Consider the following 22,513-nt stretch of genomic DNA (forward strand, 5'->3'; position numbering starts at 1 on the left):
CCGTGCATCGTCCCCCCAGCGCAGAGGCCGAGGTCGCCGACGAGCTGGCGGCCGTCCGCCCCGGTCTGGTCGCCCGGTTCACGGCCGAGCTGCCCGGCGCCCGCGCGGCCGTGCTGTCCCGGCTGTGGCGGGCGTTCGCCCATGAACCCCTGCCGTGGATCGCCGGCCGGGAGCCCGTCGGGGAGGGACTGGTCCTGCGCCTCCGGGACGGCCGCCGACTGGCCGGTCCGGCCGCCGACCCGTACCGCACGGACGGTTACGTCCGCGTCGTACGGCTCGACGAGGTCCCGTACGACGATCCGGCGCGGCTGATGACGGACCTCGCCGTACCGCACTCCGCGGGGTTCGCCGCCGAACTCGGGCACGGTGTCGCGTCGTTGGCGCTGTCGCGGGCGGGCCGGGAGAATCACCCGGACGAGTGGCCGGACAGTGACTGGGCCTGGGAGCAGCGGGTGGTCGACGGGCATCCGTACCACCCCGGCTGCCGTTCCCGACCCGGCTTCTCGGTGGCGGAGCAGCTCGCGTACGCGCCCGAGCACGGACCGGTGGTGGGGCTGGGGCTGGTGCCGGTTCCGGCGGCCGAGTGCCTGATGACGGGCGAGTGGCCGCGGGGACTGCGCGACGGGGCGGACGTACTGGTGCCCGTGCACCCGTGGCAGGCCGCGCACGTGCTCAAGCGAGCGTGCGACGACCAGCTCGCCGCCCACCCGCTGATGTCCCTGCGCACGCTCGCCGTGCCCGGCGGACCGCACGTCAAGACCGCGCTGAGCACCCGGCTGACGTCCTCCGTACGGGACATCTCGATCGCCTCGATCGCCGCGTCGGCGACCCTGTCGTCGTTCGGTGAGGATCTGGCGGCCCGCACGGACGGCCTGCTGCACGTGACCCGCACGCTGGGCGCGGCCACCGCCCACTCCCCCGACCTGGCCGCCGTACTGCGCGAGTCGCCGCGGGCGTACGCGGCCCCGGGCGAGTACGTCGTACCGGTGGCCGCGCTGGCGACCACCGGGCTGCCCCGCTCCCCGGCGTGGCTGGCCTCCTTCGCACGTCTCGCGCTCACCGTCGGACTGCGCACGCTGGAACTGGGCGTGGCCCTGGAGGCACACGGCCAGAACCTCCTCGTCGTGCTGTCCCCGGCGGGCGAGCCGCTGCGCCTGGTCTACCGCGACCTGGCCGACATCCGCGTCAGCCCGGCCCGCCTCGCACGGCACGGCGTCGACGCCCCGGACCTGCCCGCCCGGATGCTCACCGACGACCCGCCGGTGCTGCGCCGCAAGCTGTTCGGCTCGTTGGTGGGAGGGGCCCTGGCGGCGACGGCGGGCTCGGGTGCGGCGCTGCGGGACGCGATGGAGGCGGCCGTGGGCGAACTGCCGCGCACGGCGGACGTCGTGCCGCTGTGCGGGGAGCCGTTGCCGGTGAAGGCCCTGTCACTGATGCGTACTTCGTCGGGCGGCGCCGGGGATCTGTGGGCGGAGTTGCCCAATCCGCTGCACTGGAAATGAAGTCGGGGCGTCGTCGCGGTCTCGTTTTGGAGCCCGGCACCACTGATCATTAAGATCCGCCGATGATCACAAGAACACGGCTGGCGGCGGGTGCCTGTGCCCTGCTCGCCGCGCTGACGGCCGGGATCGCCTTCCCGGCCCCAGCGGCCGCCGGTGAACCCACGGGCGAGGACGCGCCGAAGGTCAACCTGGTGCTCGACGTCAGCGGTTCGATGCGGACGCGGGACATCGACGGCGGTACCCGGATGGCCGCGGCGAAGCAGGCGTTCAACGAGGTGCTCGACGCGACGCCCGAGGAGGTGCGGCTGGGGATCCGGACTCTGGGCGCCGACTACCCGGGCGACGACCGCAAGACCGGCTGCAAGGACACCGCGCAGCTCTATCCGGTCGGCCCGCTGGACCGCACCGAGGCCAAGACGGCGGTGGCGACGCTGGCACCCACCGGCTGGACGCCGATCGGCCCCGCGCTGCTCCAGGCGGCCGACGACCTCGACGGCGGCGACGGTTCCAAGCGCATCGTGCTGATCAGTGACGGCGAGGACACCTGCGCCCCGCTCGACCCGTGCGAGGTGGCCCGGGAGATCGCCGCCAAGGGCATCGGGCTGACCATCGACACGCTGGGTCTGGTGCCCAACGCCAAGATGCGGCAGCAGCTCAGCTGCATCGCCGAGGCGACCGGCGGGACGTACACCTCGGTCGAGCACACCGACGAACTCACCGACAAGGTCAACCAGTTGGTGGACCGCGCGGCCGACCCGGTGGTGACTCCGGTCGCCACCGAGGGCGCGGACGCGTGCGCGAAGGCGCCGACGCTGAAATCGGGGCTGTACACCGACCGCGAGGAGTTCGGCCGGCAGCGCTGGTACCGGGTGGACGTGGAGCCGGGCCAGGAACTGCGCGCCTCGGTCAGCGTGGGTGCCGACCGCGCCGTGAACCCCTCTTACGGGGTGCTGCTGCGGGCGGTGACGGTGCACGGCCGGGAGATCGTGCGCGGCGAGGCGGCCGGCAACGGCCGTACCGATGTGCTCTCCACGGGGCTGCGGTATCCGAAGGCGGCGAGCGACGAGGAGGACGCCCCTGCCGAGACCGTGTGCCTCCAGGTCACCAACTCCTTCTCCGTCGCCGCCGGTGTGAAGACCACGCCCGGGCTGCCGGTGGAGCTGACCGTCGACGTCGTGGACGGTCCGAGCGACGCCGGCGACGTGGCCTCCTTCGGCCTCGGGCGCGGCTGGTGGCTGCTCGGTGCGCTGATCCTGGCCGGGTTCCTCGCCGGTCTGCTGTGGGGCTGGCTCTCGCGCTGGCGGTTCGCGGTCTGGAGGACCAACTGATGCGCTTCACACGAGTGCTGGGCGCCGCGGCGCTGCTGCTCGGGCTCGCCGTGTCCCCCGCGGCGGCCGACTCCTCGCCCTCCGCGAGCCCGTCGGACGACGCCGGCGCGCCGACCGAGGCGGGCACGGCCTTCCGTACGGCGACCGAGATCGAGCAGGGGCAGCGGGCCACGGCCAACGGCTCCGCCGGTGACTACCTGTACTGGTCGTTCCCGGCCGACGCCGGGCAGCGCCCCACCGTCGAGGCCACGGTGCGGCTGCCCGAGAAGCACGCCGCCGAGACCTGGCGGATCGACGTGTACGACGGCCTGCGCCGCCGCCAGGCCTGTCAGTACGGCGCGCAGTCCCGCACCGCCGCGGCGGGCACCTCGTCCGTGGAGCTGGCCTGCGTGCTGCGCACGGTCCGTGCCTGGTCGGAGCCGTGGGCCGACGATCCGCTGCCGGGGACGTACTACATCCGGCTGACGGCGGTGAACCTCCCGACGTCGGACCTGGGTGTCCCGGTCTCGGCCGAGGTCCGGGTGGACTCCGAGGACATGGGCGGCGCGGCGGCGGTGGACGGTTCGCTGGCCGAGCCGCTGGTGCCGGGCGTGGCGATGAAGTCCGGCGCGGACGAGGAGGACTCGGAACGCGGGGCCGTGCTGTCCGCGATCGAGCCCGACGACGGCTGGTCCTCCGGATGGTGGTCCGACCGGTGGGTGTGGACCGGGATCGGCGGCGTGCTGGCCGCGCTGGCGGGCATCGGCGGATACGCGCTGACCCGCGGGGCGGGACGGCCTGGGCGGGTACCGCCGGGCGTCTGACGCCACCCCCGAAGGCCCCATAAGGCCCGCTCCCGAAGGCCCCATAAGGCCCGTCCCCGGCGGGCCTTGTGGGGCCTTCCGCCGTATCACCCCTCCCGGAGCGCCTTGGCCGCCGTTCCGTCGCCGGTCACCGCGACGCGGCCGTCCCGCACGGCGTCCCGCAGGCCGAACTCCCCACGGCTGAGCGCGGCGCAGGTCCCGGCGTCCAGCACGAGCAGGGCGTCGGGCTCCCCCGGCGCGGACCCGTCGCCGTACACGGGGTCTTTCCCGTCCCCGCCCGCGCAGAGGTGGAAGTTCCCCTCCTCGAGCCGGACCTGGATGAGCCCCTCCGCCACCCCGGCCTCCCGCAGGGCCCGCCGCAGGGGGAGCGCGAACCAGTGCGCCCGCAGGGCGTCCGTCGGCCTCCGCTCCCCCAGCTCGCCGGCGCCCCACGCGCCGAGGGCCTCCAGCACCGGCAGCAACTCGCTCCCGCGAGCGGTCAGTTCGTAGACATACGCCGCTCCGGGCGGGGGCAGCCGGCGCCGGGTCGTCAGTCCGTCGCGCTCCATGTCCTTCAGCCGCGAGGCGAGTACGTCCGTGCTGACGCCGGGCAGGTCGGCGTGCAGGTCGGTGTAGCGCCGCGGACCGGCGAGCAGCTCCCGGACGATCAGCAGGGTCCAGCGGTCGCCGACGGCGTCGAGCGCGCGGGCGGCGGAACAGTACTGGTCGTAGCTTCGGCGAGGTGACATGCGACGCAGTGTAGACAAGTTGTTGGACTTTCCAAGCTCCTGCTTGGTAAAACCAAGCAACACCAGATACCGGAGGGGAAGCGCCGCAATGGAGTTCCGGCAGTCGAACAAACTCAGCGAGGTCTGTTACGAGATCCGCGGCCCGGTCATCGAGCAGGCCAACGCGCTGGAGGAGGCGGGGCACAGCGTGCTGCGCCTGAACACCGGCAACCCGGCGCTCTTCGGCTTCGAGGCGCCGGAGGAGATCCTCCAGGACATGATCCGCATGCTGCCGCGAGCGCACGGATACACCGACTCGCGGGGCATCCTCTCCGCCCGCCGGGCCGTCGCCCAGCGCTACCAGGCCCTCGGCCTGGAAGTCGACGTGGACGACGTCTTCCTCGGCAACGGCGTCTCGGAACTGGTCTCCATGGCCGTACAGGCCCTGTTGGAGGACGGCGACGAGATCCTGATCCCCGCCCCCGACTTCCCCCTCTGGACGGCGGTGACGACCCTCGCGGGCGGCAAGGCGGTCCACTACCTGTGCGACGAGCAGGCGGAGTGGTACCCGGACCTGGCCGACATGGAGTCGAAGATCACCGACCGCACCAAGGCGGTCGTCATCATCAATCCCAACAACCCCACCGGCGCCGTCTATCCCAAGGAGATCGTCGAGGGCATCCTCGACCTCGCCCGCCGGCACGGCCTGATGGTCTTCGCCGACGAGATCTACGACCAGATCCTGTACGACGACGCCGTGCACCACTCGGCCGCCGCGCTCGCCCCCGACCTGGTGGTCCTGACCTTCTGCGGCCTGTCCAAGACCTACCGGGTGGCGGGCTTCCGCTCCGGCTGGCTGGTGGTCACGGGACCGCGGCAGCACGCGCGCGACTACCTGGAGGGCCTGACCATGCTGGCCTCCATGCGGCTGTGCGCCAACGCGCCCGCCCAGTACGCCATCCAGGCGGCGCTCGGCGGCCGCCAGTCGATCCGCGAGCTGACGGCTCCGGGCGGGCGGCTGCGCGAACAGCGGGACGTGGCCTGGGAGAAGCTGAACGAGATCCCGGGTGTGTCGTGCGTGAAGCCGAAGGGCGCGCTGTACGCGTTCCCGCGCATCGACCCGAAGGTGCACAGGATCCACGACGACGAGCGGTTCGTCCTGGACCTGCTGCTGCGGGAGAAGATCCAGGTGGTCCAGGGCACCGGCTTCAACTGGCCCTCCCCCGACCACTTCCGCATCCTGACCCTGCCCCACGCGGACGACCTGGAGGCCGCCATCGGGCGGATCGGACGGTTCCTGGGCGGGTACCGGCAGTAGCCTGGGCGGCATGGGTGATCTCTTTCTGGTCCGGCACGGTGAGACCGAGTGGTCACGGTCCGGGCGGCACACCGGGCTGACGGACGTGCCGCTGACCGAGAACGGGCGGGAGCAGGCTCGGAGCCTCGTACCGCTGATCCGGTCGCACCGGATCGGGGCCGCTTTCGTCAGCCCGTTCCAGCGGGCCCGGGAGACGGCGGAGCTGATCGGGCTGCACGGGGTGCGGATCGAACCGGATCTGCACGAGTGGGACTACGGCGGGTACGAGGGGATCACGACGGTCGAGATCCACCGGAGCCGGCCGGACTGGTTCCTGTTCACGGACGGGGTCACGGCGGGACCGCCGGACCACCCCGGGGAGACTCCGGAGCAGGTCGGGGAGCGGGCCGACCGGGTGCTGGCCAAGGTGGAGGCCGCGTTCGCGAACACCGAGGGGTGCGTGGTGCTGGTGGCACACGGGCACTTCCTGCGGGTGCTGACCGCGCGGCACCTGGGGCTTCCGGCATCGGACGGCGCCCTGTTCCAGCTGGGCACGGGGACGCTGTGCCGGCTGGGCACCGAGCACGGGCGGCCGGTGATCGCCGCGTGGAATGTCAGACCTCCGTCCTAGGGGGTGTCGCCGTCTCCACCGGCGGCACCGATGAGGGAGGGAGGACGCCGTGGCACTGTCGCCCACCGCCGCGCAGCGGCGTGTCATCGACGCCGCCGACCCCGCGACCGGGCGTCTGAAGGGGACGGAGGCGCAGCTCGCGGCGCTGGTGAAGCGAGGGCTCGCCTTCCGGCACCCGCGCCCGCCGCACGACCACTTCCTGACGCCGGCCGGGCATCGGATACGGGAGTCCCCCGCCGGGCCCCGGACACCGGCGACGACCGAGCCCGCGGCACCGTCCGCCGCGCCGGCCGCCGGTGGGGTGTTCGCCGCGCGGGTGGGCGGGGAGGACGCCGTGCCGGGCGACGCCGGGCCCGCGCGGCTGCGTGAGGTGCGCAGCGCCTGGCAGGGGCTGCTGGAGCTGCGCCGGATGACGGGTTCCGACGGGAGCACGGACCGGCCCTGCGGGTGGGAGCGGACGCATCTCGTGCAGGCCGCCGCGCTCGCCCTGGAGGCGGCGGGACACCGGCCGGCCGGCCCGGACGGCGGTGACGGGTACCGGGTGCGCGCGACACCGCAGCCGGAGGCCGTCGCCGTGTACGGGCCCGACGGCACCGCGCTACGAGGCTGCGGGGCGACTCTGGAGGGCGCGGGCTGGCAGGTCGGTGAGTACACGGAGCCACGGACCAGGGTGCGTTATCTGCTGGCGTCCCCGCGCAAGGTGTGACGGACGCGGCCGTGTCAGGATCGGGCGTCAGCACGTCCACGAGGAGAGGCAGTAGCGGTGAGCGAGCCGTTTTCCGTGCCGGTGACCGTCCGCGGGTACGAGACCGACACCCAGGGCCACCTGAACCAGGCCGTGTACCTGAACTACGCCGAGCACGCCCGCTGGTCGCTGCTCCGGGCGGCCGGAATCCGGCAGGCCGACCTGGTGGCCCGCGGCGTGGGGCCCGTGGCCCTGGAGACGACCATCCGCTTCCGGCGGGAACTGCTCGCGGGCGACGAGGTCGAGGTGACCTGCGCGTTCGAGTGGGGCGAGGGCAAGACGTTCCGCATCCGGCAGATCATCCGCAAGGCGGACGGCACGGTCGCGGCCGAGGTCGAGGGCGTCGGCGGGCTCATGGACCTCGGCGCCCGCAAACTGATGGCCGATCCGCGGCAGCGGTTCAAGGAACTGGCGGCGCGGCCGGGCCTGTTCGGTCTGTGACCGACGCGACGCCCAGGCGTCCGGCGGTTCCGGGCGGCGGGGGCGGTGACGTGTGCGGGTCGGCGCCTCTCGTCGAGGCGCCGACCCGCGTGTTTAAGGCACCCGGCCTCACGGCGTGGCCGCGGCGCGGGACGCCTCGGTGATCTCCTCCCCCGCTTCCATGGGATGGGTCACTTCCTCCGCCTCCCGTCCCTGGCCGATGTGGTTGAAGATCAGGTTGAGCAGGACGGCGGCCACACAGCCGGTCGAGATGCCCGAGTCGAGGATGATCTTCGCGTTCTCCGGGAACGAGTGGTAGAACTCCGGCGCCGCGATCGGGATGATGCCGACGGCCAGGGACACCGCCACGATCAGGACGTTGTTGTCCTTGTCCAGGCTCGCCCGGACCAGGGTCTGGATGCCGCTGGCCGCGACCGAGCCGAACAGCACCACGCCGGCACCGCCGAGGACCGGCCGGGGCACGACGGCGATGAGCGAGGCGGCCATCGGACACAGGCCCATCAGGACCAGGAAGCCGCCGCCCGCGGCGACGACGTAGCGGCTGCGGATCTTCGTCATCGCGACGAGGCCGATGTTCTGGGCGAAGGCGCTGCACATGAAGCCGTTGAACAGCGGGCTGACCGCCGAGCCGAGGGTGTCGGCGCGCAGGCCGGCCGCGATGGTCTTCTCGTCGGCCTTGCGGTCCACGATCTCGCCCAGGGCGAGCATGTCGGCGGTGGACTCGGTCATCGAGACCACCATCACCACGCACATGGAGAGGATCGCGGCGAGCTGGAACTGCGGGGCGCCGAAGTGGAACGGGGTCGGGAAGCCGACGACGCTCGCGTCCGCGACCGGCCCGAAGTCCGTGACACCGAACGGGATGGCGATGAGCGTGCCCGCGACGAGGCCGAGCAGTACGGCGATCTGCTTGACGAAACCGCGGGTGAAGCGGCGCAGCAGAAGGACGATGACCAGGGTGATGGCGGCCAGGCCCAGGTTGGTCGCGGACCCGAAGTCGTCGGCCTCCGGACTGGCGCCCTGCGCCCAGCCGAAGGCCACCGGCAGCAGGGATATGCCGATCAGGGTGATGACCGTGCCGGTGACGACCGGTGGGAAGAAGCGGATCGCCTTGCTGAAGAAGGGGGCCGCGATGAATCCGAGGAGTCCGGCGACGATGACGGCGCCGAAGATGATCGGCAGCGCGTCGGACTTGTCCTCGGTGGAGGCGACGATCGCGGTCATGGGGGCGACACCGGCGAAGGTGACGCCGTTGACGAAGGGCAGCCGGGCACCGATCTTCCAGATGCCGAGCGTCTGCAGGAAGGTGGCGAGGCCGGCGGTGAACAGGCAGGCGCCGGTGAGGAAGGTGAGTTCGGTGGCGGTGAGGCCGATGGCCGCACCGACGATCAGGGGTGGTGCGACGACTCCGGCGTACATGGCGGCCACGTGCTGCAGGCCGGTCGTCGCCATTTTCAGTGGCGGGAGTTTCTCGTCAACAGGGTGGTCGGCCACGGCGGCGTTCCTCCGGTCGGGTACACGTCGACTCTGACGCGGGTGTCAGGGAGGTGGTGCTGGTGGTGGTCGTGCGGGACCGTGACGGGCCGTTCGGGGAAACGGTGACCGCTCCGGGGGCGTGCGCATGGGCGCACGCCCCGGAGACGGCCGCCATGGACCCCGCTCGGGTCCACGGCTACCGGCCGGAAGCCGTCCCTCCCGGCCGGAGATCTAGTGGTGTTCAGTTGTACGAGGGTGACTACCGGCGGGCCGGCGGACCGGCTGCCCGGTCGTTCAGCCCTGCGCCGCGATTCGCGCCAGGCGCCGCGCCTCGTCCCGGGTGGAGCGGGCGATGGCGTCCTCGTCGACCGTGAGCAGCCGGCCGTTCTCGACGATCTGGCGGCCGTTCACGAACGACGCCGTGACCGGGGCCGCGGCGCCGAAGACCAGGGCGGTCACCGGGTCGGCGATGGAGGAGTGGGCGAGGGTGTCCATCCGCCACAGCACGAGGTCGGCCAGCTTGCCCGGCTCCAGCGAGCCGGTCTCGGCGGCCCGGCCGAGGACCTGGGCGCCGCCGTGGGTGCCCAGCCGCAGCGCCTTGCGGGCGTTCAGCGCGGCCTCGCGGTGGGCGCCGAGGCGGTTGATGAGCAGGGCGTTGCGCAGTTCGGTGTGGAGTTCGCCGGACTCGTTGGAGGCGGTGCCGTCGACGCCGAGGCCGACCGGGACGCCGGCGGCGAGCATGTCGGGGACGCGGGCGATGCCGGCGGCAAGTCGCGCGTTGGAGGACGGGCAGTGCGCGACGCCGGTCTTCGTGCGGGCGAAGGCGGCGATGTCGGAGTCGTTCATGTGGACGCAGTGCGCCATCCACACGTCCTCGCCGAGCCAGCCCGTGGACTCGAAGTAGTCGGTCGGGCCCATGCCGAACAGCTCGTGGCAGAACTTCTCCTCCTCCACGGTCTCCGAGCCGTGGGTGTGCAGCCGCACGCCGAGCCGGCGGGCCAGCTCCGCGCCCTGGCGCATCAGTTCGGTGGAGACGGAGAAGGGGGAGCAGGGGGCGACGGCCACCTGGGTCATCGCGTCGAAGGAGGAGTCGTGGTGCTCCTTGACGGTGGCCTCGGTGGCGGCGAGCGCGCCGTCCAGGCTCTCCACCGCGAAGTCCGGCGGCAGCCCGCCGTCGGACTCGCCGCGGTCCATGGAACCGCGGGCGAGGGTGAAGCGGACCCCCATCTCACTGGCGGCGCGGATGATCGCGCCGGACAGGTCGCCGGAGCCCTGCGGGAAGACGTAGTGGTGGTCCATGGCGGTGGTGACGCCGCCGCGGGCCATCATCGCGAGGGAGCCCTGGGCCGCCGCGTACGCCATCGGCTCGTCGATGCGCGCCCAGGTCGGGTAGAGCGCGACCAGCCAGTTGAAGAGGTTGTGGTCGGTGGCCAGACCCCGGGTGATCCACTGGTAGAAGTGGTGGTGGGTGTTGACCAGGCCGGGCGTGACCAGGTGACCGGTCGCGTCGATCCGGCGGACCACGTTCTCAAGGCCCTGGGGCGCCTGTCCCGCGCCGACGGACTCGATCCTGTTGCCGGCGAGTACCAGGTGGCCCGAGGCGATCTCGGTGTCGCCCGCGTCCACCGTGGCGATCGCGCAGTTCTCGATGACCACGCGCTCGGCCACGCGCTCGGCTGCCGATGATGCTGCCATGCTGCTTCCTTCTCTTTCAGTGTGGCCCATGGGCGGGAGTGAGTACCCACGGGGAGGGCACGGCAGGACCCTAGGAGGATTTGAGTGCCGGAACCGTCTGGCGGCTCCGGGTGCCGAGATGGTGGAAGAACAGGTTGAGCGAGACCGCGACGAGCGCACCGGCGCTGATGCCGGAGCCGAGGACGGTCTGGGCCCACGCCGGGAACTCGGCGTAGAAGGTCGGCGCGGCCAGCGGGATGATGCCGGCGCCGAGCGCCACGGCCACCAGGATGATGTTGGAGCTGTCGTCCAGTCCGGCCTCGGACAGCGTACGGATGCCGCTGACGGCGATCGAGCCGAAGAGCACGATGCCCGCACCGCCGAGGACCGGCATCGGGACCAGGGAGACGACCGCGCCGAGGACCGGGAAGGCGCCGAGGACCAGCAGGGTGGCGCCGGCGACGGCGACGACGTAGCGGCTGCGTACCCGGGTGAGGGAGACGACGCCGACGTTCTGGGCGAAGGCGGAGGTGGGGAAGCCGCCGAAGACGGGGCCGATCATGGTGGCGAGGCCGTCGGTGCGCAGGCCGCGGGTGATGACCTTGGAGTCGGCGCGGCGGTCGCAGATCTCGCCGAGGGCGAGCATGCCGGCGCTGGACTCGGTCATCAGGACCAGCATCACGATGCACAGCGACAGGATGGCCGCGGGCTGGAACTCGGGGGCGCCGAAGGCGAAGGGCGTGGGCAGCGCGGCGACCGGGGCGGACTTCAGGGCGCTGAAGTCGGCCATGCCGGCGGGGATGGCGACCAGGGTGCCGATGAGCAGTCCGAAGAGCAGGGCGACCTGCTTGAGGAACCCCTTGCCGAAGCGCTGCATGACGAGGATGACGCCGAGGGTGAAGGCGGCGAGCGCGAGGTTGCGCATCGAGCCGAAGTCGGCGGCGGCCTTGTCGCCGCCCTGGGCCCAGCCGACCGGGACGGGCATCAGCGTGACGCCGATGAGGGTGATGACGACGCCGGTGACCAGCGGTGGGAAGAAGCGCAGCAGTCGGCCGAAGAACGGGCCGACGGCGAGGCAGAAGATACCGGCGACCATCACCGCGCCGTAGATGGCGGGGAGTTGGCGGCCGTCGCCGTTGGTCTCGGCGATGGCGAGGATGGGCGCGATGCCGGCCGAGGAGGCGGCGTTGACGAAGGGCAGGCGGTTGCCGATGAAGCCCTTGACGCCGATGGTCTGGATCAGGGTGGCGATGCCCGCGATGAGCAGGCTCGCGGCGATCAGCCGGGTGCGGCCCTCGAGGTCGAGTCCGCAGGCCTGGCCGATGATGAGCGGAGGAGTGACAACGCCCGCGTACATGGCGGCGATGTGCTGGAGCGCGGCGGGGACGAGCCGTGAGGGGTGGAGCTTCTCGTCCACCGGGTGCACGGACGTGACGGCGTCCTCCTTGTGCACCGGCGGGGTGGAACCCGGGCCTGTGACGGGCCCTTTCGCAGGCAGTGCCATGTTGTTTCCTCCGGTGTGGCGCGCCCCCGGGTCCGGATGGCCGGCCGGGGGCGCGCTGTCCGCGTCAGAGGTTGGTCATGTCGACCGGGATGAGTTGCTCGGCACCGTCCCGCAGGATGGTGGCCTCGATCAGGCCGTACGGACGGTCGGCGGCGTAGTAGACGGCGCCGTCCTTGGCCTCGTTGTCGATCCCGAAGGGCGACAGGTCCGAGCGGAAGTGGTGCTTGTTGGGCATCGAGAAGCGGATCTCGTCGACCTCGTCGCGGGAGTTGAGCACCCGCACACCCATCTCGAAGAGGGTCTGCTGGAGCGAGTACGAGTAGGTCTCGGCGAACGCCTGGAGCGCGTGCTTGCGCACACCGTTGTACGAGCGGTCCCAGTCCGGGGCGTGCGAGTCGACGCCGTCCCAGTTGTGCCGCCACCAGGTGGAGACGGTGGTGGCGAGGATCCGGTCGTAGTCCTCCTTGAGGGTGGTGTACTTGTCCTTCAGGTAGCCGAAGAACTCGGAGTTGGTCGAGTTCAGGACGGTCAGGTCCTTGAAGCCGGAGAGCACCTGGATGCCGTGGCCGTCGTAGGTGATCTCCGCGACGCGGGTCTCCTGGCCCGTGCGGACGAAGGAGTGGGCGATCTCCTCCGAGCCGACGAAGCGGGCGCCGCCCTTGGAGGTCTCGATCCGCTCCCAGCCGTACTCCTCGACGCGGATGCGGGCCCGGTGGATGGGCTCGTTGTTGTCCACGAAGTGGCGGGCGAGCTTGACGCCGAGGTCCTCGGCGCTCTCGATCCCGTGTTCCTTGGCGAAGGCGAACACCGTGTTCTTGGTGGTGTCGGTCGGCAGGACGTTCGCGTTGGACCCGCTGCGGTGGACCTCCTCCATGTCGCCGGAGAGGGCGACGGAGACGTTCAGGTCCTTGATGTGGTGCGTGTCGCCGTCACGCGTGATCTTGACAACGCGGTTCTCTGCCTTGCCGTACTGGTTCTGTCCCAGGACGAAACGGGTCATGTGTCGGTCAGCTCCCTCGGTAAACGGAGTAGCCGAACGGGTTGAGCAGCAGCGGAACGTGGTAGTGCTCCCCGGGCACCACCGCGAAGGTGATGGTGACCTCGGGGAAGAACACCGGCCGGCCGTTCTCGCTGTCCCGGAGCGCGGGGGCGTCCTGCTGGGCCGCGGCTTGTTTCTTGGCGAAGTACGTCTCGGTCTCGAAGTCGAGCCGTACGTGTGTGGTGCCCTCCGGCAGTGCCGGGAGGTCCTTGCACCGGCCGTCGGCGTCGGTCGCGGAGCCGCCGAGCGTCTGCCAGTCCGCCTCGCTGCCCGCGCGGGCGGCGAGTCGGACGGCGACGGCCTCGGCGGGGCGGCCGACGCTGGTGTCCAGGATGTGCGTGGACACGGAGGCGGTGGTGCTGGTGCTCATGGTCAGGCGTCCTGTTCGACGAGTCGGTTCAGGCGGATGCGGTTGATCTTCCCCAGTTCGGTGCGGACGATCTCTCGCTCCTGCTCGGGCGAGTTGCCGATCCGCTCCAGAGCCGCGTCCCGCATCTGCTCGCCGGTCCGGCCGGTGGCGCAGATGAGGAAGACGTGGCCGAACTTCTCCTGGTAGGCCAGGTTGAGTTCGAGCATCTCCGCCTTGAGTTCCTCGGCGGCGCCGGCCATTCCCGCCTGCTCGCGGGACGAGGTCGGGTCGCCCGGCTTGGGGCGGCCGATCGGCGGATGCCCGGCCATCGCCTCCGCGAGGTCGTCCGCCGTCAGCTCGGCCATGGCGGCGTCACTGGCGGTGTACAGGTCCTCGGGGGTGGCGAAGGGGCGGGCTGCGAGCAGTTGCCGGGCCCACGCCGTGGAGGCACACGCCTCGTGGAGTTCCGCGAGTGCCGCGGACTCCTCGAGGGTGTTGAAACGGGCCAGGCCCGACGCGGAAGTGGACGTCACGGGAGCCTCCGTGGCCTTGTGCTGAACGGGCGTGCCGATAGCTAACGCCCTCGGAAACAAGCCGTCAACACTTTGTTGAAAATTCGGGGTGACGAAAGCCGCCGCCCGGTAACCGGACGGCGGCTTGCCGTTCATGAGGTCGTGCCTGGTCAGACGCCGTTCTCCGGTCAGGCACCCTTCTCGCGGTTGAGGTAGTTGTACACGGTGAACCGGCTGACACCGAGTGCGCCCGCGACGGTCTCCACGCCGTGTCGCACGGAGAAGGCGCCACGCGCCTCCAGGGTGCGCACGACCTCCTGCTTGCTCCGCCGGTCGAGCTCGGCCAGCGGCCTGCCCTCCCGGCGCTCCATGGCGGCCAGGATGTGGTCCAGGGAGTCGGCGAGCTGCGGCAGGCGTACGGCGACGGCATCGGCGCCCTCCCAGGAGAGCACCACGTCGTCCTGGCCGGCCTCGTCCGGCGGGAGTATCTCGCCGCCGATGGCGTCGACCAGGGGTTTCACGGCCGCGATGAAGGGCTCCTCCCCCGGCCCGGTCACCGCTCACCCTCCCCGCCCGCGCTCTCCTCGACCACGTTCACCTGGAGCGAGATCCTGGTGGCGCCCGCCTCCAGGGACCGGCGCAGCAGCGCGTCCACGGCGGTGAGTACCGCGTCGGCACCGCCCTCGGCGGTGTTGCCGAACGGGCCGACGTCGACCTCGTCCAGCTCCGCGGCCTCGACGACCTCCCGGGCCACCACCGCGTGCGCGGGTGCCTCTTCCAGGTCGAAGGGCTCGGTCGTGAACTCCACTCTCAATCGCACCCGGTCAACCTAACGCGCGGTGACCGTTTCCGCCGCCCCCTCTTGACAAGCTCCGTCGACCGACGGCAATCTTCCATTAAGCAGAAACGAACTTCCGTAATGCGGAACTAGATCGAAACGGAAGGGAGCGCGGCATCCGATGGGATTCGCAGACCAGCGCTTCAACGTCAACCTGTCGATCCTCTTCACGGAACTCCCGCTCCTGGAGCGTCCCGCGGCCGCCGCCGCGGCCGGCTTCACCGCGGTCGAGCTGTGGTGGCCCTGGATCGACTCGCCCACCCCCGAGCAGTCCGAGCTCGACGGCCTGAAGAAGGCCATCGAGGACGCGGGCGTCCAGCTCACCGGGCTGAACTTCTACGCCGGGAAGCTGCCGGGCCCCGACCGCGGCGCCCTGTCGGTCCCCGGCGAGGAGTCGGACCGGTTCCGCGCCAACATCGACGTGGCCGCCGGCTTCGCGAAGTCGCTGGGCTGCACGGCGCTCAACGCCCTGTACGGCAACCGCGTCGAGGGCGTGGACCCGGCCGAGCAGGACAGGCTCGCGCTGGAGAACCTGGTCCTGGCCGCCCGCGCGGCCGACCGGATCGGCGCGATCCTGCTGGTCGAGGCGCTCAACAAGCCCGAGTCGCCGCTGTACCCGCTGGTCTCGGCGCCGGCCGCGATCGAGGTCGTCGACAAGGTCAACGAGGCCACCGGACTCGGCAACGCCAAGTTCCTCATGGACCTCTACCACCTGTCCATGAACGGCGAGGACCTGCCGCGGGTGATCGAGCAGTACGCCGCGAAGACCGGCCACGTGCAGATCGCCGACAACCCCGGCCGCGGCGCCCCGGGCACGGGCTCCCTCCCGCTGGAGGAGCTGCTCGACCAGCTGAGGAAGGCCGGTTACGACGGCTGGGTCGGCCTGGAGTACAAGCCGGGCGACAACCCCAGCGCCGAGGCCTTCTCCTGGCTGCCCGCCGAGGCCCGCGCGGCCCGCTGAGCGCCGTACCGCACGAACTTTCCAGAGATTTTCAGAGAGGCATCCATCATGAGCACGCTTCCCAAGGTCGCCTGGATCGGTCTCGGCATCATGGGATCCCCCATGTCGGAGAACCTGATCAAGGCGGGTTACCAGGTCACCGGCTTCACGCTGGAGCAGGAGAAGCTGGACCGTCTGTCCGCCGCCGGCGGCACCGTGGCCGGCTCCATCGCCGAGGCCGTGCGCGACGCGGACGTCGTCGTCACCATGGTGCCCGCGTCGCCGCAGGTCGAGGCCATCGCCTACGGCCCCGACGGCATCCTGGAGAACGCGAAGTCCGGCGCGCTGCTGGTCGACATGTCCTCGATCACCCCGCAGACCTCCGTCGACCTCGCGAAGGCCGCGAAGGACAAGGGCATCCGCGTCCTGGACGCCCCCGTCTCCGGCGGCGAGGCCGGTGCCATCGAGGCCGTGCTGTCCATCATGGTCGGCGGTGAGCAGGCCGACTTCGACGAGGCCAAGCCGCTCCTGGAGGCGCTGGGCAAGACCATCGTGCTGTGCGGTCCGCACGGCTCGGGTCAGACCGTGAAGGCCGCCAACCAGCTGATCGTCGCCGTGAACATCCAGGCGTGCGCCGAGGCCGTGGTCTTCCTGGAGAAGTCGGGCGTGGACCTGAAGGCCGCCCTCGACGTCCTCAACGGCGGCCTGGCCGGCTCGACCGTGCTGACGCGGAAGAAGGACAACTTCCTCAACCGCGACTTCAAGCCGGGCTTCCGCATCGACCTGCACCACAAGGACATGGGCATCGTCACCGACGCCGCCCGCAACGTCGGCGCCGCGCTGCCGGTCGGCGCCACGGTCGCCCAGCTGGTCGCCTCGCTGCGCGCCCAGGGTGACGGCGGCCTGGACCACTCGGCCCTGCTGCGGGCCGTGGAGCGCCTGTCCGGCGCCCAGGTCTGACCGCGGGCACCTCACGAGACCTCCGGGTGGCGCCGTCGCTGACACCTGTCCTGTCGCGCCCGAGCGGCGACGCCACCCGGAACCCACTTCAACAAACTGTTGACGTGCATCTCACCCGAACTTAGGCTCCACGAAGCGGAAACAGTTTTCCGCTGACCACTCGCACGGAAGGTCCCCGATGTCGCAGCGCGTGCTCACGACGCGGACTCTCACCACGGAGTCCGGCGCCCCGGTCGCAGACAACCAGAACTCCGCCTCCGCCGGCATCGGCGGCCCCCTCCTGATCCAGGACCAGCACCTCATCGAGAAGCTGGCCCGCTTCAACCGCGAGCGCATCCCGGAGCGCGTGGTGCACGCCCGCGGCTCCGGCGCCTACGGCCACTTCGAGGTGACCGACGACGTCACCGACTACACGCACGCCGACTTCCTGAACACCGTCGGCAAGCGCACCGAGGTCTTCCTGCGCTTCTCCACCGTGGCCGACTCGCTGGGCGGCGCGGACGCGGTCCGCGACCCGCGCGGCTTCGCGCTGAAGTTCTACACCGAAGAGGGCAACTACGACCTCGTCGGCAACAACACCCCGGTGTTCTTCATCAAGGACCCGATCAAGTTCCCCGACTTCATCCACTCGCAGAAGCGCGACCCGTTCTCGGGCCGTCAGGAGCCGGACAACGTCTTCGACTTCTGGGCGCACTCCCCCGAGGCCACGCACCAGATCACCTGGCTGATGGGCGACCGCGGCATCCCGGCGTCGTACCGCCACATGGACGGCTTCGGCTCGCACACCTACCAGTGGACGAACGCCAAGGGCGAGTCGTACTTCGTCAAGTACCACTTCAAGACGGACCAGGGCATCCGCTGCCTGACCGCCGACGAGGCCGCGAAGCTCGCGGGCGAGGACCCGACCTCGCACCAGACGGACCTGGTGCAGGCCATCGAGCGGGGCGTGTACCCGTCCTGGACGCTGCACGTGCAGCTGATGCCGGTGGCCGACGCGGCGAACTACCGCTTCAACCCGTTCGACGTGACCAAGGTGTGGCCGCACGCCGACTACCCGCTCAAGCGCGTGGGCCGGTTGGTGCTGGACCGCAACCCGGACAACGTCTTCGCCGAGGTCGAGCAGGCCGCGTTCTCCCCGAACAACTTCGTTCCGGGCATCGGCCCCTCCCCCGACAAGATGCTCCAGGGCCGCCTGTTCGCCTACGCGGACGCGCACCGCTACCGCCTGGGCGTCAACCACACCCAGCTCGCGGTGAACGCCCCGAAGGCGGTGCTCGGCGGCGCGGACAACTACGGCCGCGACGGTCTGATGGCCGCCAACGCGCAGGGCCGCGGCGCCAAGAACTACGAGCCGAACTCCTACGACGGCCCGGTCGAGACCGGCCGTGCGCTGGCGGCCCCGCTCGCGGTGTCCGGCCACACCGGCACCCACGAGGCGCCGCAGCACACCAAGGACGACGACTTCTTCCAGGCGGGCGAGCTGTTCCGCCTGATGTCCGAGGACGAGAAGAAGCGCCTGATCGCGAACATCGCCGGCGGCCTGTCCCAGGTCTCCCGCAACGACGTGGTCGAGAAGAACCTCGCGCACTTCCACGCCGCCGACACCGAGTACGGCAAGCGTGTGGAGGAGGCGGTCCGCTCCCTGCGCGAGGACTGATCCACCGGCTCGCGCGCGGGACCCGGCGGGGAGGCCGGGACCGTGCGCGCGGCCCGCGCAGGCGCCGGAGTGGCCCGGATGAGGGGTGGCCGCCCGGTGCCGGCGCGGGCAGGGCGAGGACCGCGGCGGCCTGCGAGCCAGTGCGGTGGTGAAGGGCCCGGAAGCTTCTCCTACGACCTGAGGGGAGAGGCGTTCCGGACCCGTCGCACCGCCGCGGTCCCAGCCACCACCCGCCCCTTCGCGAGAAGGGGCCCGAGAACTCCGTCCGGCGGCGCGAACGACCTGTCGCGCCCAGCCTCGCGCTGTCGGACGGACACCACGTGACACAGCGTGACATCACGCGAAGAACCTTCACCGGCTGAGCAGCGCCGGATGCGGACGGTCCCGCATCCGGCGCTTCTCGGCGTTCGCCGGGGTGCGGATCGGCTGCCCGCGCAGCAGCCTGAAGGCATGGCAACGGCACACCCACCCGAGCATCCGCACATCGTGGTCCACTCCCCCGCACTCGACGGCTCCCGCCGGGTCACCTCCGGTGACGAGACGCTGGGCGTCGCCTCGCACGTCGACGACGTCGCCGAGCTGCTGCGGCTGGCCGACCTGTACGTGACCGACGTGGCGGAGAGCGAGCTGGTCGAGTGGCAGGGCGGCGGCCCGGACGACTGGCCGGGACTGCACGAGCACCACGAGCACCACGAGGGCTGAACGCGCGTAGGTGCCCCCGGCAGCGGGCACAACCCCGGGCACACGGGGTGCTCTCGGGGGTGGTCTCATGGGCGACGACGGGGACGACGGCAGGCACGACGGCAGGACGGTCCGGCTCGCACCGCACGAGGTCGCGCTGTTGCGGGGCGGCCCCCGTGCCGCCGTGACCGTCGCCGTGGTGGACCTGTATCTGCGCGGTGCCCTGGACGCCGGCCCGCCCGGCACCGTACGGGCCCTGTCGTCGGGGCCGGGGGCGGCCGCGGTGCCTCTCCCGCCGCTGGCGGAAGCGGTGTGGGGCTCCCTCCACGAGCCCCTCGCGCCAAGGAGGCTGACCCGGCACCCGGACGTCCGCCTGGCGGTGGCGCTGATGCGCATCCCGCTGGCGGAGGCCGGGCTGCTGCGCTACCCGCTGCTCGGTCCGACCCGTGCCGCCCGCCGCCGGGTGCGGGCCCTGCGGGAGGCACATCCGCTGCCCACGAGCCGACGCGGTCTGACGGCCGACGACAGGCTGCTCGCCGTCGCCCTGCACGACGTGGCCGCCCTGCGCGTCCTGCTGCCCCGCTTCGCTCTGCGGGCCGGGCTCACCGACCGGGTTGAGGTGACGGACAAGGGCCTGCTCAAGCACTCACCGCCCGAACGCGGAAGCGGCTCGGGAGGCGGCATGGCGTACTACTGCGGCGGCGGGGGCGGAGGTGGTGGCGGCGGTGACTGAGCGGGGCACGCGAAAGAGCGGCCCGTTCGTCAGGAACGGGCCGCTCTCGTGGTGCTGCGCGCGGGTCAGGCCTTCAGGGTCCGGATCGCCGTCGGGGCGTGCCCCGGCTCGGTCGCCAGCTCCTCGAACTCCATGACGTTGCCGATGTCGTTGGTGCCCGACATGGAGATGTTGGTGATGCGCTCCAGGATCGCCTCGACCACGACCGGCACCCGGTGCTCGGCGGCGAGCTTCTTGGCCTGCTCCAGGGCCGCGCCCAGCTCGCCCGGGTCGGTCACCCGGATCGCCTTGCAGCCGAGGCCCTCGGCGACCTTGACGTGGTCGACGCCGTAGACCCCCAGCTCGGGCGAGTTGATGTTCTCGAACTCCAGGTTGACCTGGAAGTCGATCTCGAACGCCCGCTGCGCCTGGCGGATCAGGCCCAGGTACGAGTTGTTGACCAGGACGTGGACGTACGGGATCTTGTGCTGCGCGCCGACGGCCAGTTCCTCGATCATGAACTGGAAGTCGTAGTCGCCGGAGAGCGCCACGACCTGCGCGTCCGGGTCGGCCTTGGCGACGCCGAGCGCGGCCGGGACGGTCCAGCCGAGCGGGCCGGCCTGGCCGCAGTTGATCCAGTGCCGCGGACGGTAGACGTGCAGCATCTGGGCGCCGGCGATCTGGGAGAGGCCGATGGTGGAGACGTACCGGGTCTCCGGGCCGAAGGCCTTGTTCATCTCCTCGTAGACGCGCTGCGGCTTGATCGGGATGTCGTCGAAGTGGGTACGGCGCTGGAGGGTCGCCTTCTTCTCCTGGGCGGAGGCCGCCCACGCGGAGCGGTCGGGCAGCTTGCCGGCCGCCTTCAGCTCCTTCGCCACCTCGACGAACAGCTTCAGGGCCGCCTTCGCGTCGGAGGCGATGCCGTAGTCCGGGGCGAAGATCTTGCCGATCTGGGTCGGCTCGACGTCGACGTGGACGAACTTGCGGCCGGCGGTGTAGACGTCGAGCTTGCCGGTGTGGCGGTTGGCCCAGCGGTTGCCGATGCCGAGGACGAAGTCGGACTCCAGGAACGTCGCGTTGCCGTAGCGGTGCGAGGTCTGCAGGCCGACCATGCCGGCGTTCAGCTCGTGGTCGTCGGGCAGCAGGCCCCAGCCCATCAGGGTCGGCACGACCGGGGTGCCGGTCAGCTCGGCGAACTCCACAAGCAGGTCGGCGGCGTCGGCGTTGATGACACCGCCGCCGGCCACGATCAGCGGGCGCTCGGAGGCGTTGAGCAGGCCGATGGCCTTCTCGATCTGGGCGCGGCTCGCAGCCGGCTTGTAGACCGGGAGCGGCTCGTAGGTGTCCGGGTCGAACTCGATCTCCGTCATCTGGACGTCGATCGGCAGGTCGATCAGGACCGGGCCGGGCCGGGCGGAGCGCATCAGGTGGAACGCCTGCTGGAAGACGCCGGGGACCTGCGCGGCCTCCAGGACGGTGACGGCCATCTTGGTCACCGGCTTGGCGATGGAGGCGATGTCGACGGCCTGGAAGTCCTCCTTGTGGATCACCGCGGTCGGCGCCTGGCCGGTGATGCACAGGATCGGGATCGAGTCGCCGATCGCCGAGTAGAGGCCGGTGATCATGTCGGTGCCGGCCGGCCCGGAGGTGCCGATGCAGACGCCGATGTTGCCGGGGTGGGTCCGGGTGTAGCCCTCGGCCATGTGCGAGGCGCCCTCGACGTGGCGGGCGAGGGTGTGGTTCACGCCGCCGGATGCCTTGAGCGCCGCGTAGAAGGGGTTGATCGCCGCGCCCGGCACACCGAACGCGTCGGTGACGCCTTCGCGCTTGAGGATCTCAACTGCCGCTCGGGCAGCGGTCATACGAGCCATCGAGTACTCCTGCTCCGGCTTTCGGATTCGCACGCCCGTCGCGCCCCGCGGTGAGCTCTTCCGTAGCAACTTCCGTATAGCGAAATTTGTTTTCTACGATCTGGAAGTAATGTAAGTGGGTAGCGGAGGGTCGTCAAGAGAGGACGATGGGGGCCATGTCCGAGACCATCTCGGTGTGCTGCACCGCCTGCGGGCGCCGGCACCGCTACACGGCACCGGCATATCCCTGTGCGTGCGGGGCGCCCGTCGCCCCGGCGCTCGATCCGCGCGGGTCGCCGACCGCGGTCACCCACCGGACGTGGGACGAGGAGTGGATCGGCGTGCGCTGCGCGGCCTGCGGGACCGAGAGCCGGTGGCCGCGGCCGGAGCTGGGCTGCTCGTGCGGGACGGTGCTGTGCGTGCCGGTGGACCGCGCGGCCACCGGCCGGTCCGGGCGCACCCCCGGGTCGCGGGTCCCGGCCCACCGGGCCGTCCCAATCCGCACCGCCCGCGACGCGGTCACCGCCGCTGTCCTGTATCTGCGCGGGCTGGGTCACCGGGACGTCCGCCGCGCCGAGCAGCGGCCCGTGTCCGGCATCGGGCTGGCCGCGCCCGGCATCGTCGTCCAGGTGGATCCGACGGTGGGACCGGCCTCGGCCCGGGACGTGGAGTGCCTGTGGCTGACCGCCATGGCGGAGTCCGCGACCTGCGTCTACTTCTCCCTCGCCGGGTACGCCGAGGAGGCCCGCGCCCGCGCCGATCCGCTGGGCGTCGCGCTCTTCGTCCTCGACCCCGCGGGTGTGCCGCGCCCGGTCAACGCGCCGGCCGTGGCGCTGGACGCCACGGCCGGCTGATCTCCCACTCGGT

The 22,513-nt window shown here is 71.4% G+C and carries 23 protein-coding genes; 13 read left to right on the plus strand and 10 right to left on the minus strand.

Annotation, left to right across the window (positions count from 1 at the left end; translation table 11 throughout):
- Positions 1 to 2 precede the first annotated feature (2 nt).
- The 3 genes from RI578_RS07565 to RI578_RS07575 all read left to right on the plus strand — a co-directional run bounded on the left by RI578_RS07565 (position 3) and on the right by RI578_RS07575 (position 3,633).
- Positions 3 to 1,502: an IucA/IucC family protein gene (locus tag RI578_RS07565; protein WP_310870365.1), complete on the plus strand. Its 1,500-nt coding sequence runs from the start codon at positions 3 to 5 to the stop codon at positions 1,500 to 1,502.
- A gap of 62 nt (positions 1,503 to 1,564) precedes the next feature.
- Positions 1,565 to 2,830: a VWA domain-containing protein gene (locus RI578_RS07570; RefSeq protein ID WP_310870366.1), complete on the plus strand. Its 1,266-nt coding sequence runs from the start codon at positions 1,565 to 1,567 to the stop codon at positions 2,828 to 2,830.
- Complete coding sequence (locus RI578_RS07575; RefSeq protein ID WP_310870367.1) at positions 2,830 to 3,633, plus strand: hypothetical protein; 804 nt, start codon at positions 2,830 to 2,832, stop codon at positions 3,631 to 3,633. The genes RI578_RS07570 and RI578_RS07575 overlap by 1 nt, the downstream gene beginning before the upstream one ends.
- Before the next feature lie 86 nt (positions 3,634 to 3,719).
- On the opposite strand, the gene RI578_RS07580 is transcribed toward RI578_RS07575, so the two are convergent.
- Entirely contained in the window at positions 3,720 to 4,361 is a 642-nt protein-coding gene (locus RI578_RS07580; RefSeq protein WP_310870368.1) for a helix-turn-helix domain-containing protein, read from the minus strand.
- An 88-nt stretch (positions 4,362 to 4,449) separates the two neighbouring features.
- Between RI578_RS07580 and RI578_RS07585 the strand changes: the two genes are divergently transcribed.
- From RI578_RS07585 to RI578_RS07600, 4 genes are read left to right on the plus strand one after another with little or no spacing between them, the layout of a single operon-like run.
- A complete protein-coding gene (locus RI578_RS07585) occupies positions 4,450 to 5,658 on the plus strand; it encodes a pyridoxal phosphate-dependent aminotransferase (protein ID WP_310870369.1) in 1,209 nt (402 codons plus the stop codon).
- A gap of 10 nt (positions 5,659 to 5,668) precedes the next feature.
- On the plus strand, positions 5,669 to 6,268 hold the full coding sequence (locus tag RI578_RS07590; protein WP_310870370.1) for a histidine phosphatase family protein: 600 nt from the start codon (positions 5,669 to 5,671) through the stop codon (positions 6,266 to 6,268).
- A 49-nt stretch (positions 6,269 to 6,317) separates the two neighbouring features.
- Entirely contained in the window at positions 6,318 to 6,974 is a 657-nt protein-coding gene (locus RI578_RS07595) for a hypothetical protein (protein ID WP_310870371.1), read from the plus strand.
- Between the two features lie 57 nt (positions 6,975 to 7,031).
- Entirely contained in the window at positions 7,032 to 7,454 is a 423-nt protein-coding gene (locus RI578_RS07600) for an acyl-CoA thioesterase (protein WP_310870372.1), read from the plus strand.
- 108 nt (positions 7,455 to 7,562) lie between these two features.
- Here RI578_RS07600 and RI578_RS07605 read toward each other — a convergent pair whose 3' ends face one another.
- The 8 genes from RI578_RS07605 to RI578_RS07640 form a co-directional block, all read right to left on the minus strand.
- On the minus strand, positions 7,563 to 8,948 hold the full coding sequence (locus RI578_RS07605) for a nucleobase:cation symporter-2 family protein (protein WP_310870373.1): 1,386 nt from the start codon (positions 8,946 to 8,948) through the stop codon (positions 7,563 to 7,565).
- 276 nt (positions 8,949 to 9,224) lie between these two features.
- Entirely contained in the window at positions 9,225 to 10,625 is a 1,401-nt protein-coding gene (locus RI578_RS07610) for an 8-oxoguanine deaminase (RefSeq protein WP_310870374.1), read from the minus strand.
- Between the two features lie 70 nt (positions 10,626 to 10,695).
- Positions 10,696 to 12,108: a nucleobase:cation symporter-2 family protein gene (locus tag RI578_RS07615; RefSeq protein WP_310870375.1), complete on the minus strand. Its 1,413-nt coding sequence runs from the start codon at positions 12,106 to 12,108 to the stop codon at positions 10,696 to 10,698.
- A gap of 64 nt (positions 12,109 to 12,172) precedes the next feature.
- On the minus strand, positions 12,173 to 13,108 hold the full coding sequence (gene pucL, locus RI578_RS07620) for a factor-independent urate hydroxylase (protein ID WP_121749901.1): 936 nt from the start codon (positions 13,106 to 13,108) through the stop codon (positions 12,173 to 12,175).
- Positions 13,109 to 13,115: 7 nt separating this feature from the next.
- Entirely contained in the window at positions 13,116 to 13,517 is a 402-nt protein-coding gene (uraH, locus tag RI578_RS07625; RefSeq protein WP_310870376.1) for a hydroxyisourate hydrolase, read from the minus strand.
- 2 nt (positions 13,518 to 13,519) lie between these two features.
- Complete coding sequence (gene uraD, locus RI578_RS07630; RefSeq protein WP_310870377.1) at positions 13,520 to 14,029, minus strand: 2-oxo-4-hydroxy-4-carboxy-5-ureidoimidazoline decarboxylase; 510 nt, start codon at positions 14,027 to 14,029, stop codon at positions 13,520 to 13,522.
- A gap of 167 nt (positions 14,030 to 14,196) precedes the next feature.
- Positions 14,197 to 14,565 (minus strand): helix-turn-helix domain-containing protein, encoded by a 369-nt coding sequence (locus RI578_RS07635; RefSeq protein ID WP_310870378.1) that lies wholly within the window; start codon positions 14,563 to 14,565, stop codon positions 14,197 to 14,199.
- On the minus strand, positions 14,562 to 14,828 hold the full coding sequence (locus RI578_RS07640; protein WP_310870379.1) for a hypothetical protein: 267 nt from the start codon (positions 14,826 to 14,828) through the stop codon (positions 14,562 to 14,564). The genes RI578_RS07635 and RI578_RS07640 overlap by 4 nt, the downstream gene beginning before the upstream one ends.
- A gap of 139 nt (positions 14,829 to 14,967) precedes the next feature.
- On the opposite strand from RI578_RS07640, the gene RI578_RS07645 reads away from it, so the two are divergent.
- The 5 genes from RI578_RS07645 (at position 14,968) to RI578_RS07665 (ending at position 19,817) form a co-directional block, all read left to right on the plus strand.
- Positions 14,968 to 15,807: a TIM barrel protein gene (locus tag RI578_RS07645; RefSeq protein ID WP_310870380.1), complete on the plus strand. Its 840-nt coding sequence runs from the start codon at positions 14,968 to 14,970 to the stop codon at positions 15,805 to 15,807.
- A gap of 48 nt (positions 15,808 to 15,855) precedes the next feature.
- Entirely contained in the window at positions 15,856 to 16,746 is an 891-nt protein-coding gene (locus RI578_RS07650) for a 2-hydroxy-3-oxopropionate reductase (protein WP_121749895.1), read from the plus strand.
- A gap of 178 nt (positions 16,747 to 16,924) precedes the next feature.
- Positions 16,925 to 18,403 (plus strand): catalase, encoded by a 1,479-nt coding sequence (locus RI578_RS07655; RefSeq protein WP_310870381.1) that lies wholly within the window; start codon positions 16,925 to 16,927, stop codon positions 18,401 to 18,403.
- 450 nt (positions 18,404 to 18,853) lie between these two features.
- Positions 18,854 to 19,105, plus strand: coding sequence for a hypothetical protein (locus RI578_RS07660; protein ID WP_310870382.1), 252 nt, complete (start codon positions 18,854 to 18,856; stop codon positions 19,103 to 19,105).
- A gap of 67 nt (positions 19,106 to 19,172) precedes the next feature.
- Complete coding sequence (locus RI578_RS07665; protein WP_310870383.1) at positions 19,173 to 19,817, plus strand: TIGR04222 domain-containing membrane protein; 645 nt, start codon at positions 19,173 to 19,175, stop codon at positions 19,815 to 19,817.
- Between the two features lie 65 nt (positions 19,818 to 19,882).
- Here RI578_RS07665 and gcl read toward each other — a convergent pair whose 3' ends face one another.
- Entirely contained in the window at positions 19,883 to 21,667 is a 1,785-nt protein-coding gene (gene gcl / locus RI578_RS07670) for a glyoxylate carboligase (RefSeq protein ID WP_310870384.1), read from the minus strand.
- 146 nt (positions 21,668 to 21,813) lie between these two features.
- On the opposite strand from gcl, the gene RI578_RS07675 reads away from it, so the two are divergent.
- Entirely contained in the window at positions 21,814 to 22,500 is a 687-nt protein-coding gene (locus RI578_RS07675) for a hypothetical protein (RefSeq protein WP_310870385.1), read from the plus strand.
- Positions 22,501 to 22,513 lie beyond the last annotated feature (13 nt).

Origin of the sequence: Streptomyces sp. BB1-1-1 (genome assembly GCF_031597775.1) — a bacterium.
Taxonomy (GTDB): Bacteria; Actinomycetota; Actinomycetes; order Streptomycetales; family Streptomycetaceae; genus Streptomyces; species Streptomyces thinghirensis.